This is a genomic window from Romboutsia sp. 1001713B170131_170501_G6 (assembly GCF_015668195.1).
Taxonomy (GTDB): domain Bacteria; phylum Bacillota; class Clostridia; order Peptostreptococcales; family Peptostreptococcaceae; genus Romboutsia_C.
Map to the genome: position 1 here is coordinate 52058 of NZ_JADPFC010000006.1, position 18667 is coordinate 70724.

At 28.7% G+C, this 18667-nt stretch carries 18 protein-coding genes; 5 read left to right on the forward strand and 13 right to left on the reverse strand.

Annotation, left to right across the window (positions count from 1 at the left end):
• Positions 1-12: 12 nt before the first annotated feature.
• From I4U89_RS12475 to I4U89_RS12485, 3 genes are all read right to left on the reverse strand, one after another.
• A complete protein-coding gene (locus I4U89_RS12475; RefSeq protein WP_092922004.1) occupies positions 13-297 on the reverse strand; it encodes a co-chaperone GroES in 285 nt (94 codons plus the stop codon).
• A 138-nt stretch (positions 298-435) separates the two neighbouring features.
• Positions 436-1926 carry a cardiolipin synthase gene (gene cls, locus I4U89_RS12480; protein ID WP_195940676.1) on the reverse strand — a complete coding sequence of 497 codons (1491 nt, stop codon included), beginning with the start codon at positions 1924-1926 and terminating at the stop codon, positions 436-438.
• 16 nt (positions 1927-1942) lie between these two features.
• Positions 1943-2818 (reverse strand): DNA-3-methyladenine glycosylase family protein, encoded by an 876-nt coding sequence (locus I4U89_RS12485; protein WP_195940677.1) that lies wholly within the window; start codon positions 2816-2818, stop codon positions 1943-1945.
• 175 nt (positions 2819-2993) lie between these two features.
• On the opposite strand from I4U89_RS12485, the gene I4U89_RS12490 reads away from it, so the two are divergent.
• From I4U89_RS12490 to I4U89_RS12500, 3 genes are all read left to right on the forward strand, one after another.
• The gene (locus I4U89_RS12490; protein WP_195940678.1) at positions 2994-3662 is read left to right on the forward strand and encodes a deoxynucleoside kinase; all 669 of its coding nucleotides are present in this window, start codon (positions 2994-2996) and stop codon (positions 3660-3662) included.
• The gene (locus tag I4U89_RS12495; protein WP_195940679.1) at positions 3650-4303 is read left to right on the forward strand and encodes a deoxynucleoside kinase; all 654 of its coding nucleotides are present in this window, start codon (positions 3650-3652) and stop codon (positions 4301-4303) included. Before I4U89_RS12490 ends, I4U89_RS12495 begins: the two co-directional genes overlap by 13 nt.
• A gap of 173 nt (positions 4304-4476) precedes the next feature.
• Positions 4477-5736: a cation:proton antiporter gene (locus tag I4U89_RS12500; protein ID WP_195940680.1), complete on the forward strand. Its 1260-nt coding sequence runs from the start codon at positions 4477-4479 to the stop codon at positions 5734-5736.
• 82 nt (positions 5737-5818) lie between these two features.
• Here I4U89_RS12500 and I4U89_RS12505 read toward each other — a convergent pair whose 3' ends face one another.
• Positions 5819-6871: a YeiH family protein gene (locus I4U89_RS12505; protein ID WP_195940681.1), complete on the reverse strand. Its 1053-nt coding sequence runs from the start codon at positions 6869-6871 to the stop codon at positions 5819-5821.
• Positions 6872-7063: 192 nt separating this feature from the next.
• Here I4U89_RS12505 and I4U89_RS12510 point away from each other — a divergent pair, with 192 nt between their 5' ends.
• Positions 7064-7954 (forward strand): LysR family transcriptional regulator, encoded by an 891-nt coding sequence (locus tag I4U89_RS12510; RefSeq protein WP_195940682.1) that lies wholly within the window; start codon positions 7064-7066, stop codon positions 7952-7954.
• Between the two features lie 48 nt (positions 7955-8002).
• Here the strand turns inward: I4U89_RS12510 and pyrE are convergent, their stop codons facing one another.
• From pyrE to pyrB, 4 genes are read right to left on the reverse strand one after another with little or no spacing between them, the layout of a single operon-like run.
• Positions 8003-8590, reverse strand: a complete 588-nt coding sequence (gene pyrE / locus I4U89_RS12515; protein ID WP_195940683.1) for an orotate phosphoribosyltransferase — start codon at positions 8588-8590, stop codon at positions 8003-8005.
• 59 nt (positions 8591-8649) lie between these two features.
• Positions 8650-9552, reverse strand: coding sequence for a dihydroorotate dehydrogenase (locus I4U89_RS12520; protein ID WP_195940684.1), 903 nt, complete (start codon positions 9550-9552; stop codon positions 8650-8652).
• Positions 9545-10237, reverse strand: coding sequence for a dihydroorotate dehydrogenase electron transfer subunit (locus I4U89_RS12525; RefSeq protein WP_195940685.1), 693 nt, complete (start codon positions 10235-10237; stop codon positions 9545-9547). Before I4U89_RS12525 ends, I4U89_RS12520 begins: the two co-directional genes overlap by 8 nt.
• Positions 10238-10267: 30 nt before the next feature.
• A complete protein-coding gene (pyrB, locus tag I4U89_RS12530) occupies positions 10268-11239 on the reverse strand; it encodes an aspartate carbamoyltransferase (protein ID WP_195940686.1) in 972 nt (323 codons plus the stop codon).
• A 494-nt stretch (positions 11240-11733) separates the two neighbouring features.
• On the opposite strand from pyrB, the gene I4U89_RS12535 reads away from it, so the two are divergent.
• A complete protein-coding gene (locus I4U89_RS12535) occupies positions 11734-12243 on the forward strand; it encodes a ferritin (protein WP_195940687.1) in 510 nt (169 codons plus the stop codon).
• 63 nt (positions 12244-12306) lie between these two features.
• On the opposite strand, the gene I4U89_RS12540 is transcribed toward I4U89_RS12535, so the two are convergent.
• The 5 genes from I4U89_RS12540 to cooS all read right to left on the reverse strand — a co-directional run bounded on the left by I4U89_RS12540 (position 12307) and on the right by cooS (position 18421).
• Complete coding sequence (locus I4U89_RS12540; protein ID WP_195940688.1) at positions 12307-13500, reverse strand: C40 family peptidase; 1194 nt, start codon at positions 13498-13500, stop codon at positions 12307-12309.
• A 388-nt stretch (positions 13501-13888) separates the two neighbouring features.
• Positions 13889-14698: an ATP-binding protein gene (locus tag I4U89_RS12545; RefSeq protein WP_195940689.1), complete on the reverse strand. Its 810-nt coding sequence runs from the start codon at positions 14696-14698 to the stop codon at positions 13889-13891.
• A gap of 117 nt (positions 14699-14815) precedes the next feature.
• Positions 14816-16081, reverse strand: coding sequence for an NAD(P)/FAD-dependent oxidoreductase (locus I4U89_RS12550; RefSeq protein WP_207744185.1), 1266 nt, complete (start codon positions 16079-16081; stop codon positions 14816-14818).
• Positions 16075-16527, reverse strand: coding sequence for a 4Fe-4S dicluster domain-containing protein (locus I4U89_RS12555; protein ID WP_195940690.1), 453 nt, complete (start codon positions 16525-16527; stop codon positions 16075-16077). The genes I4U89_RS12550 and I4U89_RS12555 overlap by 7 nt, the downstream gene beginning before the upstream one ends.
• Entirely contained in the window at positions 16520-18421 is a 1902-nt protein-coding gene (gene cooS / locus I4U89_RS12560; RefSeq protein WP_195940691.1) for an anaerobic carbon-monoxide dehydrogenase catalytic subunit, read from the reverse strand. Before cooS ends, I4U89_RS12555 begins: the two co-directional genes overlap by 8 nt.
• Positions 18422-18667 lie beyond the last annotated feature (246 nt).

Sequence of the window (18667 nt, forward strand, 5' to 3'; positions counted from 1 at the left end):
CCCCTCCTATTATTATTCAACTACTGCTAGTATTTCACTTTGTCTTAATATTGTGTACTCTTGCCCATCTATTTTAACTTCTGTTCCTGCATATTTTTGGAATAAAACTTTATCTCCAACTTTTAATTCCATAACTATTTCTTTTCCGTCAACTATTCCACCTGGTCCTACTTCTAAAACTTCAGCCATTTGTGGCTTTTCTTTAGCAGCTCCTGGTAAAACTATACCACTTGCAGTTTTTTCTTCTGCTTCTAACATCTTAATAACTACTCTGTCAGCTAATGGTCTTATTTTCATATTTTTCCCTCCTAAATGAATTGTAAATATGTAAAATTTATTATAAACAAAATAATTGTTATCACTCTTTAGATTAGAGTGCTAACAATTATTATAATATATTAACTTCCCATATTTTTCAATAGTTTTTGTTAAATTTTATAATATAGGCGAGAACAATCTAGCTATTGATTCTCTAACCTTTTTACCTAATTTACGCTTAGAAAATTCATCTAATGTTAACTCTTCGCTATTCTTTAAATCCTCAAAAAAATCTTTACTCATTCTTTCTACAATTTCTTTATCATATATAAATGCATTTATTTCGAAGTTAAGCATAAAACTTCTTAAATCCATATTTGCAGATCCTGTAGATGCTATTTTATCATCTATTATCATTATTTTTGAATGTATAAATCCTTTTGTATATAAATAAACTTTCCCCCCCGATTTTAATATATCATCAAAGTATGAATAGGAAGCATTGTTGACTATTTTATGATCAGCTATCTTCGGAAATACGATTCTTACATCTACTCCACTTAAGGCTGCACTTTTAAGTGCTATGAGCAAACTTTCATCTGGTATAAAATATGGAGTTTCTATATAAATACTTTTTTTAGCTTGGCAGATAGCACAAAAATAAGCATAATGTATAGATTCCCAATCACTATCAGGCCCACTAGCTATTATTTGGACCATACTCTGACCACATTTTTTAGGACTTGGGAAATATTTCTCTTCTGATATAATCTCTTTTGTTGTATAATACCAATCTGTTAAAAATATTGTTTGTAGCATGTATACTGAAGTTCCTTCTATTTTTATATGAGTATCTCTCCAGTATCCAAACTTTTTATTCTTACCCATATATTCATCGCCTATATTTAGTCCACCAGTGTATCCTATTTTTCCATCTATTATAGCCAACTTTCTATGATTTCTATAATTTAATTTTCCACCCATCATTGGAAACTTAGCTGGTAAAAATGCTACTATTTCTATTCCATTTCTCTTCATTTCATTAAAAAATTTTCTATTAAACCAAAATCTCCAACATCCTACATCGTCATATAATATTCTTATCTTTACACCCTCATTGGATTTTTTGATTAGCAACTCTTTTAATTTTCTTCCTATTTCACTATCTTTTATAATGAAGTATTCTAAATGTATATGCTCTTTTGCATTTTTTATGTCTTCTAAAAGATTTTTAAATTTTTGATTTCCATCAATATATACACTTATTTTATTATTCGTTGTAAATGGAAGTTTTCCTGTATTAAGTAGTAAATTTATTACCCTTTTTTTACTATAGTCTTCTATATTTTCATTTAGTAATTGATTTGTATTAATTGTACTTTGTTCTATATTTGCGATTTCCTCTATTCTCTCTAAGTTTTCAAATACTTTGTCTTCTCTTATGCTACTAGCTAACTGCTGAGTTTTAAATAATTTTCTCTTTCTTATATTTCTTCCTAATATAGCATATATAACTAAACCTATCCCTGGAAGTAATATAAAAATTAGTAACCACGTAACAGTTCTAGCAGGATCTCTATTCTCAAGTATTATAGACATAGAGATAATCGCTCCAACAATATACGATATGGTCAAGTAGCTTAAAAACAAAAAAGCTCCAATACTCATAATTTATACCTCATCTTTATCTGCCTATACCAAGCTCCCTTGCATAATAGAATAAATACTGTTGTGCAAACCCAGCTAAATTACCAAATTTATCAATAGCATAAGTTCTCATTTTAGGTAAGCTCATATCTTCACTTACATAAAATTCTTGCATAACTCTTTTTACCCATACATCAACAGGGAAAGTGTCATACTTTTGCATTCCAAATAAAGCTATACAGTCTGCTACCTTTGGACCTACTCCATTAAATTTCTTTAATTCTTTTATACAATCATCAGTACTTAAACTTGTATATCCAGATATATTTTCATTATCTTTTATTACATTCTCAGTTGTACTTTTTATGTATTTATCTCTAAAACCAGTTTGACATGCTCTTATTTCTTCTTGTGAAGCCTTGTTTAACTCTTCTGGTGTTGGAAAAGCAAAATAATCCTTGCCTCTATAATTCCCTATATAAGATCCATAATTTCTTGATAGATTTTCTATTGCTTTTTGTATCATCGGAATTCTATTGTTAGAAGATATTATAAATGAAATTAACATTTCCCATCCATCTTGTTTTAATATCCTTATACCATAACCAAACTCAGATGCCTTATTTAAATGGTCATCCATATTTTTTAGAGTATTTTTTATATCTGTGTAATTTGTTCCTAAATCAAAGTAATTATACCAAATATCTTCAAAATCCTTTAAATTTGTATTATCTAAGTAAACTTTGTTATTTTTTTGAGATACATTTATTACCCTACCTTTTGCAACCCCAGTATATGAGTTATCTGCCTCTTTATGCCATCTAAAGCATTGCCCACATTCAAATATATGCTTAGGATTAAAATCTGCTACATCTTCTAGTATTACTGTATTATTTTCTTCATAAACTTTCATTTATATATACTCCTTTTTTGTAATTATTCTTAATAATACTAATTTACCCATATTTTATATAAATTAAATCTTCTTATATTCTATCTATCAAATTTTTCCTAAAAATTCTAGAGTAGAATTTAAAATTTTTTTCTGATAAAATACAAAAGATATTATTTTTAGAAGGTGATTTCATATGAAAAATAGAGGAATATTTATTGCTATAGAGGGGCCTATCGGTGTTGGGAAAACTACTTTAGCAACCATACTTAATGAACATTTCGGTTATACTCTTCTTAGGGAGATTGTAGAAGAGAATCCTTTTTTATCAAAATTTTATACTGATATAAAAGAATATGCTTTACAAACAGAAGCATTTTTTCTATTTAATAGGGTAAAACAATTAGAAGATATAGAAAAAAACCAATTAAATAAGTCTCATGGAGTTGTTAGTGATTACCATATAATAAAAAATCTTATATTTGCTGGTATAACTCTTGATAATAATCAATTCCATAGATATAAGCAAATGTACAATATATTTGTGAATGATCTACCTCAACCAGATATAGTTATCTACTTAAACTCTAATACAGATGTCTTAATGAAAAGAATAGCTATGAGGGATAGAAGCTTTGAAAGGCAAATGGATAGAAATTATATACATGAACTAAGCACAGAATATAAATATTACTTTAACCCTTTATCTATAAAACATAACTTTGTAGGTAAAGAGCCATTGATAATTGAAATAGATAATTCAAATCTAGACTTCTTAAACAAAGAAAAGGATAGACAGTTTATAATAGATAAGGTAGAAAATGCAATAAAGGCATTAGAAGGAGAAACAGCATGTTTAATTTAGTAAATCAATGTAATAAGCCTCTAAATAGGGACTTATTCATAACAGTAGCAGGAAATGTTGGTGCAGGAAAGTCAACTTTAACAAAGATAATTGGTGAAAAATTAGATTTTGAAACTCATTTTGAAAAAGTCGATGGTAATCCATACTTAGAAGATTTCTATAAAGACCAAAATAAATGGGGATTCCACCTTCAGTTATATTTCTTAGCTCAAAGATTTAAACAACAAAAGGAAATAGATTGTAACGGATTAAATAATATACAAGATAGAAGTATATATGAAGATGTAGAGATATTTGCTAGAAATTTATATGATAACGGAAAAATGACTAAAAGAGATTATATAACTTACAGAGATTTATTTAATGATATGGTTCCTCATCTTAGAAGACCTGACTTAATGATATATTTAGATGGTTCTATAGATACTATAATTCATAGAATAGGTCTTAGGGGGCGTGAAATGGAAAAAGCCGTTGATATAGAATATTGGAAAAATCTTCACAACAGATATGAAAAATGGATATCTGAATATGATCAATCACCTGTGCTATATGTAAATATAGATAAGGTAGATTTAGTAAATAACCCAGATCATGTAGACCTGTTATGCAATGAAATAAAGAGAATTTTAGGAATGTAGTGTAAACTACATTCCCTTTTTATATGGACAATCTTTAATGAACTATATATTTAAAATAACCATTTGATAATTTTTTAATAATATTATACAGTTCCATTTTTCAAAAATATTAATACTATAAAAAATAATATTATTTTTATAGTATTAATATTTTAAAATGTGAGGTGTTTTAAATGGAAGATTCTATTCAAATTATAGCGAGTAATAATTTACTTATAACCTTTGCAATTGTTGCTATGACCGGTATTATTTGTAGTAAATTAAGTGAATCACTAAAAATACCTGATGTTGTTTTATTTCTACTAGCAGGTATTTTACTAGGGCCCTATTTTCTTGAAATGATAGATCTTAGTTATTTCGAACTAGAAAAGCAACTTATCCTTACTTTCGGTTCTGCCTTTATACTTTATTTAGGCGGAAAAGAAATCAATTTAAAAATATTAAAAAATGTAAAAATAACTGTTTTTTTGCTTTCTACATTAGGTGTCATTGTTTCATCTATTTTAGTAAGTCAATTTGTAAAATTTAACTTCCAGATTCCTTTTATTACAGCTCTACTCATAGGTTCAATAATTTCATCTACTGACCCTGCTACATTAGTACCTATTTTTAATAAAATTAAAGTTAAAGATAAGGTGGCACAAACAGTTATAAGTGAATCGGCATTTAATGATGCTACTGGAGCTATTTTGACATCTGCAATTGTTACAATTTTACTTTCTGGTAAATTTTCTTTAACGCAAAATATATGGGATTTATCCATAATGATTATTGTGGGTTCTGTAGTTGGCTGTATTACTGGTATTGTCCTTTTAAAACTAGTCAACGATAAACCTTATGGTGTTTTTAAGGATTTTGCTCCAATAATATCTATCCTTTCAGTTATTATAGCTTATGAAATTGCAACTAAATTTGGTGGAAGTGGCTATATGGCTTGCTTTATAGTTGGAATAATTACAGGTAATAAAAAAAATTTCAAGATTTGGCTGTCTCAAAAATCATACGATGCTGATTTTTATGTTGCTGAAACCCTAGGAACCTTATGTCGTATGGCTATATTCATTATTTTAGGTAGTCAAGTTGAATTAATTGTATTAACAAAATATTTCCTACCATCATTATTGGTTGTTTTAGCATTTATTTTTATAATAAGACCAATCTGTATTCTGATATGCGCTATCCCTGACAGAAAAGCAATGTGGACAAAAAAAGAATTGTTATTTATGATGTGGGTGAGAGAAACCGGAGTTATACCTGCTGCACTTTGTGGTATAATTTCTACTATGAAAATCCCTGGTTACGAGATAATCTCTTCTATCACATTTATGGCTATCCTAATCACCTTAATAGTTCAAGGTAGTACAACTAAGCTTATAGCTAAGAAACTCGACTTATTGGAAAATACTTCTGAAAATAAATCTCATAACTTATAATATTATTTGAATAACTAAACTTTCTTTACTTAATAAACAATTGATGTTCACATTATAAAAGAGTGTTCATATGAACACTCTTTTATAATAATATTCCTATTAAAGTAACTGCAGTAACTACTTGTAAAATACCTACAAATAATCCATATAAAGATACTGCCTTACCTTGTTTTACTAAATCTTTTATATTTACTCTTAATCCAATCGCTGCTAATGCTATTATTTCTAATTTATTGCTTAATAGTTTACAAATATGTGATACATCTGGAGATATAATATTTGTAGAAAATAAAGCACATGTTATAAAAAATCCTAATACATACCAAGGAACTTTTATTTTACCTTTTTTAGTATCTTGAATTTCTTCCTCCACTATTTCAGCATTTGATTTATTTTTTAGATGACCAAAAGTGAATACTACAACTACTAAAAGTATAACTCTTACTATTTTAAATATAGTAGATAAATCTTTTACATGCTCACTTACCATAGCACCACTTGCAACAACTTGTCCTACTGATTGTAATGTACCACCTATTATAGCCGATGTTTTTACAAGCTCAAGATTATATAACCAATCTGATATTAATGGAAGTAAAAACATTAAAAATATTCCTGTAACATTTACTATTGTTATAGATATACCTTTATCCTTATCTTCTGCTTCAATTACTGGAGCTGTAGCTGCTATAGCAGATGACCCACATACTGCATTACCTGCTGCCATTAGGTATCTAAAATTTTCTCCAAACCCTAATTTTTTTCCTATATATAAAGCCCCTATTATAGTTATAGCCATTTGAATTACTATAAATAATATACCATTGAATCCTAATTCCATTAGAGTTGATATACTTAAAGTTGCTCCTAATAATACTATAGAATACGATAATAAATCAGTTTCTGAGAATTTATAGCCTTTATGAAATACTTTTTGATTTAAGAATAAGTTACCTACTAACATACCTAAAAATATAGATATAGTTGCTGCTCCTATTTTAGGAACTGCCTTAGCAATTAACATACTTGCTAAACCTATTAACACTGATACAACTAAACCTGGTAATATTTCTTTTACTTCTTTTATATATTGAAATTTTTTATTATTCTTTACTGATCCTTTTGAAATATCCATTTATAATACCTTCTTTCTTTTCGTCCTCGTCTATGTTTTTAGTATACATTTACCCTATTCATAAGTAAAATAAATAATAAAAATAATAACCATTAATTATATTAATAATTATTTGTGATATAATTATTATTAAGATAAACGAGATTACATTATTTGTTTATAATATATATTAGAAAAATCGGAGGTATCAAATTGCTAGAAGAATTAAAGACTTTTATTTCAGTAGTCGAATTGAAAAACTTCACTAAAGCTGGTGAATATCTAAATCTATCCCAACCTAGTGTAAGTACTCATATAAAAAATTTAGAAAGCCACTTTGGTATAGTTCTTATAAATAGATCTATAAAACAAAAACACATTTTTATAACTGAAAGTGGATATATACTATATAAAAGAGCTAAGGAAATTTTAAACTTGGTAGACATTACATATATGGATGTTCGAGATACTTCAAATTCCTTTAAGGGACATATAAAAATTGGTGCTAGTTTAACTATAGGAGAATATCTTCTTCCTCAATTTTTAGCTAGTTTTTCAAATAAATATCCTGATGTAATAGTTGAAGTGTTCATAGAAAATACCACTGTTATATGCAATCACCTAAAAGAGCTTAATTTTGATATAGGTTTAATCGAAGGTACTTCTATATATCCAGATTTTAATCAAGATTATTTCCTAAAAGATAAGATGGTTTTAGCTACACCTTTTGAATATGAACTTAATTCTAGTAATTTTTCTTTTGATAAGCTAAAATATGAAAAATGGATTGCCCGCGAGGAAGGCTCTGGTACTAGAGAATTTATGGACATGTTTTTAAACAATAATAAAATCATTCCTAAAAATATAATTACTTTTGGTAGTAACTATGCAGTAAAAGAAGCTGTTAGAAATGGTATGGGAATAACTATTACATCTGATCTTGTTACAAACCCTGCTGTTAAAAATAATGAAATTTCAGTAATAGATATAGATGAACCTTACTATAGATATTTCTCTTTAATATTGCCAAAGAATATAACTATATCTAATGTAACTCAAGTCTTTATTGATGAGTTGAAAGAGTACGTATCTAAGCTTAATTAATAAAATTAAAAGGAACTATCTCATATAGAGATAGTTCCTTTATTTAATTTACATTCCTATTTCTTTAAACTCTCTACTTCCTGGCTTAACTAGCTCTATACTTCCTTCTTTACATAAAGGACATTCATCTGCATCATGAACTTCTATATCTAATTTTATAGCACTGTATATTGGCATCCCTATATCGTGGCTAGTTCTGTTTGCTATACAAGCAACACCTATAACTTCTCCACCTAACTTTTCTAAAGCTTCTTTAGTTTCTATTGTAGACTTACCAGTTGTTACAACATCTTCAGCTATTATGATCTTAGCTCCTGGCTTAACTTCAAATCCTCTTCTTAGTTCCATTACTCCATCTTTTCTTTCAGTAAATACTGTTTCTTTATTTAATTGTCTTCCTAATTCATAAGAAACTATTACTCCACCCATAGCAGGCCCAACTACTAAATCTATATCTAAACCTTTTATTTGATCGACTACTGTACTTAATACTGCTTCAGCATATTGTGGGTATCTTAATACCTTTGCACACTGAACATATCTATTACTATGCTTTCCTGATGATAATAAAAAATGTCCCTCTAATAACGCTTCACTTTTCTTTAATATTTCTACTACATCTACTACTTTACTCATATTTATGCCCTCCAAAATTTATGTTTATTTAATAATTCCCTTTTAATTTAATTGTATCTTTATAATATTCCTCTTATTTCGTCTAAAGTCTTTATTCCTTCTGCTTTCATAAACTTTTCTATTCCATCTATTATCTCAAGTCCTATTTTAGGATTTATAAAGTTTGCTGTACCAACTTGTATGCATGTAGAACCTGCCATTATAAATTCTATTGCATCTTTAGCACTTGTTATTCCGCCCATTCCCATTACTGGAATGTCTACATTTTTACTTACTTCATGAACCATTCTTAGTGCTATTGGCTTTATTGCTGGCCCTGATAGCCCTGCATATATATTATCAAATACAGGCTTTCTTTTATGTATATCTATTGCAAGAGCTTTAAAAGTATTTACTAAAGATATTCCATCAGCGCCTTCTTCTTCACATACCTTGGCCATTCCTACTATGTCTTCTGCATTTGGTGATAATTTTATTACTAAAGGTAAGTCAGTTATACTTCTTACTTCTCTTACAACTTCTCTTGCTACTTCATTTTTAATTCCGAAAGCCATTCCTCCAGCTTTAACATTTGGACAAGATATGTTTAACTCTATCATGTCTATTGGTTGGTTATTTAATAATTCAACACCTTTTATATAATCTTCTAACGTTCCACCACCAACATTGGCTATCCTTACTAAGTCTAATTCTTTAAAGAATTGTAATTCATTATCTATAAATCCTTGAACTCCTGGATTTTCTAATCCAACGCTGTTCATCATACCAGATGGAGTCTCCCATACTCTCATACCAGTATTCCCTTCTCTCTTTTCTAAAGTAAGTCCTTTGCTACTTACTCCTCCAAGTTTTTGTATATCATAAATTTCGTTATATTCCCTACCGAATCCAAATGTTCCCGATGCCATTACAACAGGATTTTTAAAATCTACCTTACCGAATTTCACTCCTAGATTAGCCATTAAATATCACGTCCTCTCCCCAGAATACTGGCCCATCTTTACATGTCTTTTTATTTCCAAATTGAGTTTTACAAGTACATACTAAACAAGCTCCAACTCCACAAGCCATATGATTTTCTAATGATACCATTATTCTAGTATCCGTACCTTCTGTCATTTTAACTAATTTTTCCATCATCGGTGTTGGCCCACAAGTTAATATATAATCGTATTTATTTACATCTAATATGTCTGTTACAAATGTATTTCCTGTTGCTATATGAACCTCATTACAAACTTCTTCATACTTTTCTTTTAATATGGCTTCATTTCTAAATCCTAAGTATGCATCACAATTATCTAAGTTCTTAGCTACTAAGTACAGTGGAGCTACTCCAATTCCTCCACCTACTAAAGCTATCTTGCCTTCTACTTTTTCATATCCTTTTCCGTATGGTCCTTCTAGTTTTAGAGTATCATTTTCTTGCAATCTGCTTAATATTTCCGTTCCTTCTCCTACAACTTTATATAAGAATGTTATTCCTTCTTCATCTATATCATGGATACTTATAGGCCTTGAAAGTAATGGATATTTATCCCACGCTCTTAACATATAAAATTGACCCATTTCTCCTTCAAATTTACCTGCTACCTTCATAAGGTACATATCTTCGCCTACATATCTATTTTCAATAACTTTATACATGTGATTCTCCCCTCATTTGTCATATGCTAATTAAAGATTTTGTACTAACTCTAATTCTCTTTCTAATACATCTACATTACTTTTTATCCCTAATAATTTCATTATTAAAGCCATTCTTACAAACATTCCGTATTTTGCTTGTTTAAAATATACAGCTCTTTCATCATCATCTACATCTACGTTTATTTCATTTACTCTTGGTAATGGATGCATTACTAGCATATCCTTCGATGCATTATTCATTTTAGTTTTATTTAATATATAGTAGTCTTTTAGCTTTTCATACTCTTCTTGATTTTCAAATCTTTCCCTTTGAACTCTCGTCATATAAAGTATGTCTAATCCTCCAATAACTTCATCTAAATTATTAGTTTCATAATAAGCATGACCTTGCTTTTGTATTTCTTCTTTGATATATTGTGGCATCTTTAATTCATCTGGAGAAATGAATACAAACTTAGTTCCTTTGTATCTAGCCATTGCTTTTACTAAAGAATGTACCGTTCTTCCATTTTTTAAGTCTCCACATAATCCTATAGTATGATTTTCTAAACTTCCTTTAAGAGATTTTATTGTTAATAGATCTGTAAGTGTTTGAGTTGGATGTTGATTTCCCCCATCTCCAGCATTTATAAATGGTACTTCCGTGTATTTTACTGCCTCATTGGCTGAACCTGCTATTGGATGTCTCATAGCTATCACATCTGCATAGCATGATACTGTCCTTATTGTATCTCCTAGAGATTCCCCTTTTGATACAGATGATGAATTTGGCTCTGAAAAACCTACTACACTTCCGCCCAGTCTATGCATGGCAGATTCAAAGCTTAATCTTGTTCTTGTTGATGGTTCATAAAATAAGGTTGCGAGTAATTTCCCCTCACATACACGTGAATATTTTGCTGGATTGTTTATTATATTTTGAGATAAAGATAGTATCTCGTCTATTTCTTGTATTGAAAAGTCTTCTGGTTGGACTAAATTTCTTCCTTTTAATAACATTTTATTTTTCCTCCTTGTCAGCCTCTCTGGACTGAATTTAAAAGCATTTTTATTTCTGATTGAATTCTAGCACCTTTTAATATTTATGTCAATATGTTCCATAATTATTATTACAACAAATATAATGACACTATTTCCTAGTTTTGAATATTAATTTTACTTATTATGAAGTAATTCTAATAATAATTACTGCAAATGTTTTGTGTAGATTTGCACCTAAATACTATATTTAAATGCTGTGAATATTGGTGAATAACAATGAATATAAAATAAATGAATCAAATTGATCAATTCCTAAAGTGTAATTTAATTAATGTTCTTATGTTATATTTTTAGTTTATTTTACTTAAAATAAATTGGTATTAGGTTTCTTAATAAAGATATTTATTAGTTAGATTTCAATAGGTATATTTAATATATGGAAAATTTTGTTTATATATATCAATCATTATGCTAAACTTTTAATTAGATGTAAATTAGAAAGGAGATTTTATATGATAAGCGAAAAATTATTTTCTCAACTTAATGAACAAGTGAATTTTGAATTCTACTCTTCTTATACTTACCTAGGTATGGCAGCATATGCAGAATCTATTGACTTAAGTGGTTTTGCTAACTTCTTTAGAGTTCAAGCTCAAGAAGAGTTATTCCACGCAATGAAGCTATATGATTATATATTCCAAAAAAACGGTATGGTTAAATTAGAAGAAATAGCTAAACCGGAAAGTGATTATGAGAATATATTAGATGCCTTCCAAAGAGGATACAACCATGAACAAATGGTAACTCGTAGATTCTATGAACTTGCAGATACTGCTAACGAAGAAAAAGAACATGCTACTATAAGTTTCCTTAAATGGTTTATAGATGAACAAGTTGAAGAAGAAAATACTTTTAATTCTCTTCTAAAAAAGATTAGAAGATGTGAAGGAAATACGGCTGCTTTATATATGCTTGATGAAGAGCTATCAACTAGAGTTTTTACTCCTCCAACTAATGCTTAAAATCTAAATAAAAAAATATTACTGGAATTATTAATTCCAGTAATATTTTTTGTCAAAATCTATTTATAAAACTCTTTTTGCTGTAACAAATGTTGATGAATAGTAAGATGAGTTTATATTCGCTGTTTCAACACTTTTACCTGGCTTAGGTGAGTGAATCATTGTCCCTCCACCTACATATATTCCAACATGACTTACATTTCCAGTCCCATTAGTTGAGAAGAATACTAAGTCCCCTGGTTTAAGATTAGATCTACTTACAGTTTGCCCGAATCCAGCTTGAGCACTTGACGATCTTGGTAATGATACTCCTGCTGCATTTCTATATACATAAGACGTAAGACCTGAACAGTCAAAACTATTTGGACCTTCTGCACCCCAAACATATGGTGATCCTAACTTAGCATAAGCTAAATTAACTACAGCTTGAGCAGCTGATGTATTACTTGCTGGCGGATTGTAAGAATCATTTTTATCTTGAGCTACCTTGTCAGCTTGTACATTATTTACATTTGAACTAGGTTTTTTTATTGTATTTAATTCACTATCTGTGCTACTGTTTGAGTTAGTATTCTTATTAGTATTTAAAGAATCATTTGTGTTACTATTCATGCTAGTGCTTGAAGAATTATTTGTATTATTGTTTACATCATTATTATCTGTATCGTTATTGCTTACGTTAGTATCAACAGCTGCATCGTTTAAATTTTGCTTATCTTGAGCAACTTGTTCTTCTATAACTGGTGCTTGATCAGAAATATAAGATGCTTTAACATATCCTTCATCTTCACCTTTTTTAACTTTTACCCATTCACCCTTGTCTTCTAAAACTTTAAGTGAACTTCCTAAATCTAACTCATCTATTATATCAGAGTCTGTATTTGCTTCTTTTCTAAAGTTAACTTTATTTTCAGTAGTGTATCCATGAGCTTCCTTTATATCTACAAATCTTTTTGGTAACCAACCATCTTCACCATTGTCAGATATTTTTACCCACTCACCTTGAATACCTAAAACTTTAAATTCATCTCCAGTGTAAGCTACTTTTTTAACTTCACCTTGTTCTCTTATCTTTACAGCTACTCCATCTTTAACAGTTGCAACTTTATATGAAACATCTTTAAATTCATCTAATTTTAAAGTATTTTGTTTATCTTCTTTTTGCTCTACGTTTGCTTTTTCATCTGCATTGGCAACTGAGTTCATTGATAATGCTACAACTGATGCAAACATTGGTACTAATATTTTCCTTTTCATAATATTTCTCCTCCAAAAACTTACCATAATTTATGGTTACTTTTTACGTGAAACTTATACGGATAAAATACTAATACACAAGATTTAATAATTTTTGTAAAACTTGTAACTTTTTTGTAATCTATTGTTACTAACTATGTAGTATTATTTTATTAAGAATTATTTATTTTGAATTATTTTGAGAATTATTTAAAACTTTACAAATCTTGTATAAAAAATATTTTAACTTAAATTTACTATTTTATCCAATGTATCACTTAAATATACATTTGTAACCTTTATTATATCCTAATAATGGTTTTATGTAAAGTTTTTTACAATTTTCGTCATATTTTCCTGTAGAATTTTTTACTAACAGGTATTTTTTTATGCAATTCTATACTTAACCTCAAAAATCCTTCCTTAATCTATTTATATAAATATCTATTTTATATACATTCATCATTGTTACTTTTTCTATATTATTTTTTATTTTTTTTTGTATTTCTTCAATTTTTTTAAAAATTGTTGGACTTTTAATATTCACATTTAAAAATATCTTTATGTTATTATTTGCATTAAATACCTCTACTTTATTTACTTTTTCTATTTCATTTATTTGCCTTAACTCATATCTTATAATTTGATGTATGACATTAGGACTTATATAAAATTTTCCCATATAGCTAAATGTTGGTCTAATAATAGTTTTTTCTATTAGTTTACAATTCCTATCTTTTTTTCTAAATAATTTTTTTATAGAGTTTATACTTAATCCAGTAGCTATTTGCTTTATTTCTACACTTGGTACAGGTATTATATGATTCCCACTTTTTCTAGATTCTCTTGCTATTTCTATCTCCCTATCACTACTTATATCTCTTATATCTATTATTTTATAATCTGTTCCTATTTCCAACCTTTTTACTATTTTATCTATCATTTTTTTTGATGTTCCTAGTATTAATAGATTCTCTACTTTTTCACTTTTTATCTTTAATTTAACTGATTGCCTATGTAGTTCATCATTAAATATAGCTCTTTTTACAGCTTCCATAGTTGTTTTTGCTTGTTTCGCAGATACTCCAGCTAATATCTTATTTTTATGTATAAGAAGACCATCATCTATTATATAATCTATATCTTTTTCATATGCCAACTCTAAAGCTCTATAACTCTTACCTGTCCCACTTGAACCAATAAGTGCATAAATTCTCATAAAAACACCTCTATATCCCATAAATTTTAATCCTATATAAATTATTTTCATTTATATTTTTAAGATAACTATAATATATAATAAATAAGGCTATAGATTAATCTATAGCCTTATTTATTATATATTATAACAGAATTCTCCATTTTCCTTGAGATTTAAGAAATCTGCATAACCTATATCAAATATTCTATTTTCTAAGTTTTCTATTTCTACCTTATTTTTAATTAAATAAGTTATAGTTCCTATATAAGATATATCACCTTGGGCAATAGCTCCATATATAACATTATCTTTATATATAAACTTCTTATAATTATTATCCTTTCTAACTGCAACCTTGTATGATTCATCTATAGGTTCTATTATTCCAAGGGATACTGTCGCTATTCCCATAAAGTTCATACTATTTTTTGCTGTAAAACTATCATCTATTAATCTTTCTTTTCCGTACATATTATAAGCTGAGACTAAACCTTGCTTTACAGCTATTGGCCATATAGCATTTTTGCCTACTACATCTCCTGCTGCATATACATCATTTTGCGTAGTTTCACATTTGTCATTTATAACTATTCCTTTATCATAAGATATGTTAGTGTTTTTTATAAAATCTGCATTTGGTCTAACTCCTGTAGCCACAACAACCATTTCACACTCAACTAAAGTGCCATCTTCTAATAATATACCTACTATATCATTGTTGTCTTTTATTACAATTTCTTTTATAGATACCCCTTGATATAGTTTTGCTCCTTTTTTTACAAACTCATTTTCATATATTGATGCACTATACTTATCTAGTTGTTTATTAAGTATGAATTGACCTGTGTTTACTAAAGATACTTCAATATTTTTGTACTCTAACAACCCAACAAGAGCATCTATTCCAACTAACCCAGCTCCTATAATAGCTACTTTATTTATTTTTTTAACTTTATCCTTTATATTATATACATCTTCTATATTTCTTAATGGGTATACATTATTTGCTTCTCTTAAATTCTTTATTGGAGGTATAAATGCAGATGCACCCGTAGCTATTAGAAGTTTATTATATTCTATAACCTGATTTTCCAATATTACCTTTTTAGAATTTGTGTCTAAAGATTTAACACTTGTTCCTTTTACCCATATGATATTATTTTCTTTCATAAATTCTTCATCTATAAAGTTTATTTCCTCTACAGTTCTATGGTTAGATATAACATGATGCAACATACAACGCGAGTATGTTTTATCATCCTTTGATACTATTACTATGCTACCTTCTTTATCCAATTCCCTTAATGTTTTAGCTGCACTTATCCCTGCTGCACTTGCTCCCAATATAACATAATCAATACTTTTTTTATTTCTAAATATGTTTAATATTTTATCTAACATAATGATTCTCCCTTCTGTAGCTCTAGTGCTCCAGTTGGGCAATTTGCTACACACTTAGGATTTTCTTCATTTATACATAAATCACATTTTAATACAACTTGCTTTGTTTTATCATCTACTTTTAAAACTCCATAAGGACAAGACATTATACACATATAACATGAACCACATTTCTTTTCATCATAAGAAACTACTCCTGTTTTTTCATCTTTAACCATTGCTCCGCTCATACAAGTTAAAACGCATTCTGGCTCATCACAATGTCTACATATAATTGGCACTGGTTTATTGTCTTTATCTAACTCTATATGTCCTCTACTATCATTATCTATATCATCTAGATTAAGTGTATATATGTTGCTATTTTCACTGTGTTTTAACATACAAGCTAAAACACAACTTTTACATCCAGTACACAATTCTTTATTAATTATAATTCTATGCATAAGCTTCCACTTCCTTTAACCCAAGTTTTTGTCTTCTATCAATTATTATTTCTTCTAATTGCTCTGCTGATGATTTTGGGTCTGGATTAACTATAACGTGACCTCCTGTTAAGTCTTTTAATTTTTCTGTAAGAACTTCTGTTACTAATTTTCCTCCTGTTATAAATGGTGGTAATGCTAAGTGAAGTGGTAATCCTAGTGCTAAGCCAAATGCTCCATCAGCTAATGCCTGCTCCTCTAGCCATTGTGGTGCTGATAGTACAAGTGGTAATTGAGGTAAATCTATACCTAATTCTGCTGCTATTTCTGTAGCAACTATTTCTAATCTTCCTATTGCTAAACATGGTCCAAAGTTTAGTACTGGTGGTATTCCTAAAGACTTACAAACTTCTTTTAAGTTATCTCCTGCTAATTCTTCTGCACCTGGAGACATAAGTCCTACATTTTCAAGCCCTCCTGTTGAACATCCAGCAGAAAGAACTATTATATCTCTCTTAATTAATTCTTTAGTTAATTCAACTGTGTTTATATCGTGTCCACCAGCAGTCATATTTGAACATCCAACTACAGCAGCTATTCCCTTTATTTTTCCTTCTGCTATTAAATTTATTAATGGTTTCCATGAATCTCCTAAGAATGCTTTTAAGTTCTTTTCACTTACTCCGGTTAAAGACTTTTCATATCCATGGTCACTTGGTACATCTATTTCTACTACATTTCTTCTTTCTTTATATGCTTCTAATGCTTTATTTATTAGCTTTTCGCTTATAGATTCTACATTTTCTCTATCAAATGGTATATACTCTGCATTTGCTTTTTTCGCTACATCATCTAAGCAAACCATCTTAACTTTATATTTATCTGCTATTGGCTCAAGTCCTGGTATTGTACAGTTAAATTCTGATAGTACCATATCTATAGCCCCTGTTGAAAGTACAGCCTCACTAGTAAAGTTGTTTCCTGCGTGACCTACAAATACCTCTTGGTAATGTTCTCCTCTTAATTGTAAATCTTGACCTACACAAGTACATCCAACTAATTTGAATCCTTTAGCTCCTACCGATTTTGCTAATTCTACTACGTCACTGTCCTTTAATCTATCTTGGAAATGAGAGAATACTGAATGTTGATGTCCTGTTATCATTATATTTATATAATCTTTATCTATAACATTAAATCCTACTGGAGCCATTCTTATAACTGGTTCTCCTAACATAACATCATTTAAAAGATTAGTTAATGTAAGACCATATAACCCTGTTGATATACCTAAATTTAAGCAATTAACCAACATATCTACTGGATCACTATTTAAGTTTGTCGATGATTTTACTATTGCATCAAATACTTCTGACTTAGCTCCACCCGGCATTATTCCTAGCTCTTTCCATTTATCTACTCTTGGTCCATATGCTACTTTTTCAACTAATTCCATTTTCTCGTGTCTTGGTTTATATAAATCATTTAATACCTTATTGGCTATATCTATACATTTTTGGTGATTATCTTTAGATTCTATTCCAAACATTTCAGCTAAATTATTTAGTGCATATAATCCCTTTATATTCCCTTTTTTCTCTCCTAAATCCTTTAGATTTCTAGCTGTAGTTTCTACTACATGTAAATAACAAGCTGAACCTGATGCAACTGCTCTTAAAAAATTTCTAGCTACTATAGTATCTGCATCTGCTCCACATATACCTCTTGGTGATTTTGGTGTTACTCTACATGGACCATTTGAACATAATCTACAGCACACTCCTTGAAGTCCAAACCCACATTTAACCTTTTGATCTTCCGTTCTATGGAATGATGTTTCTACATCCTTTGAAGCTATAAAGCTTTCTAACCTCTTATCAGCACTTTCACACATTCTACAAGTATTACAAGACATAATATTTCCCCCTTAATATTATTTATTAAATTTTAATTTAGATGAAAATTTAGTTAGAATTGAATTGATTTGACTTTGATGACTTGATTGATTTTTTTTTAACTATAATTTTATATTCAATATTTACCATAAAAATTTTAATCTTAAACATATTTTTTAAATTTTTTCTTATCTTAATTATAAAACTTTTTTTATATATATTTATTTTTTATAATGATTAATATGTTCATTATATAATTAAACACT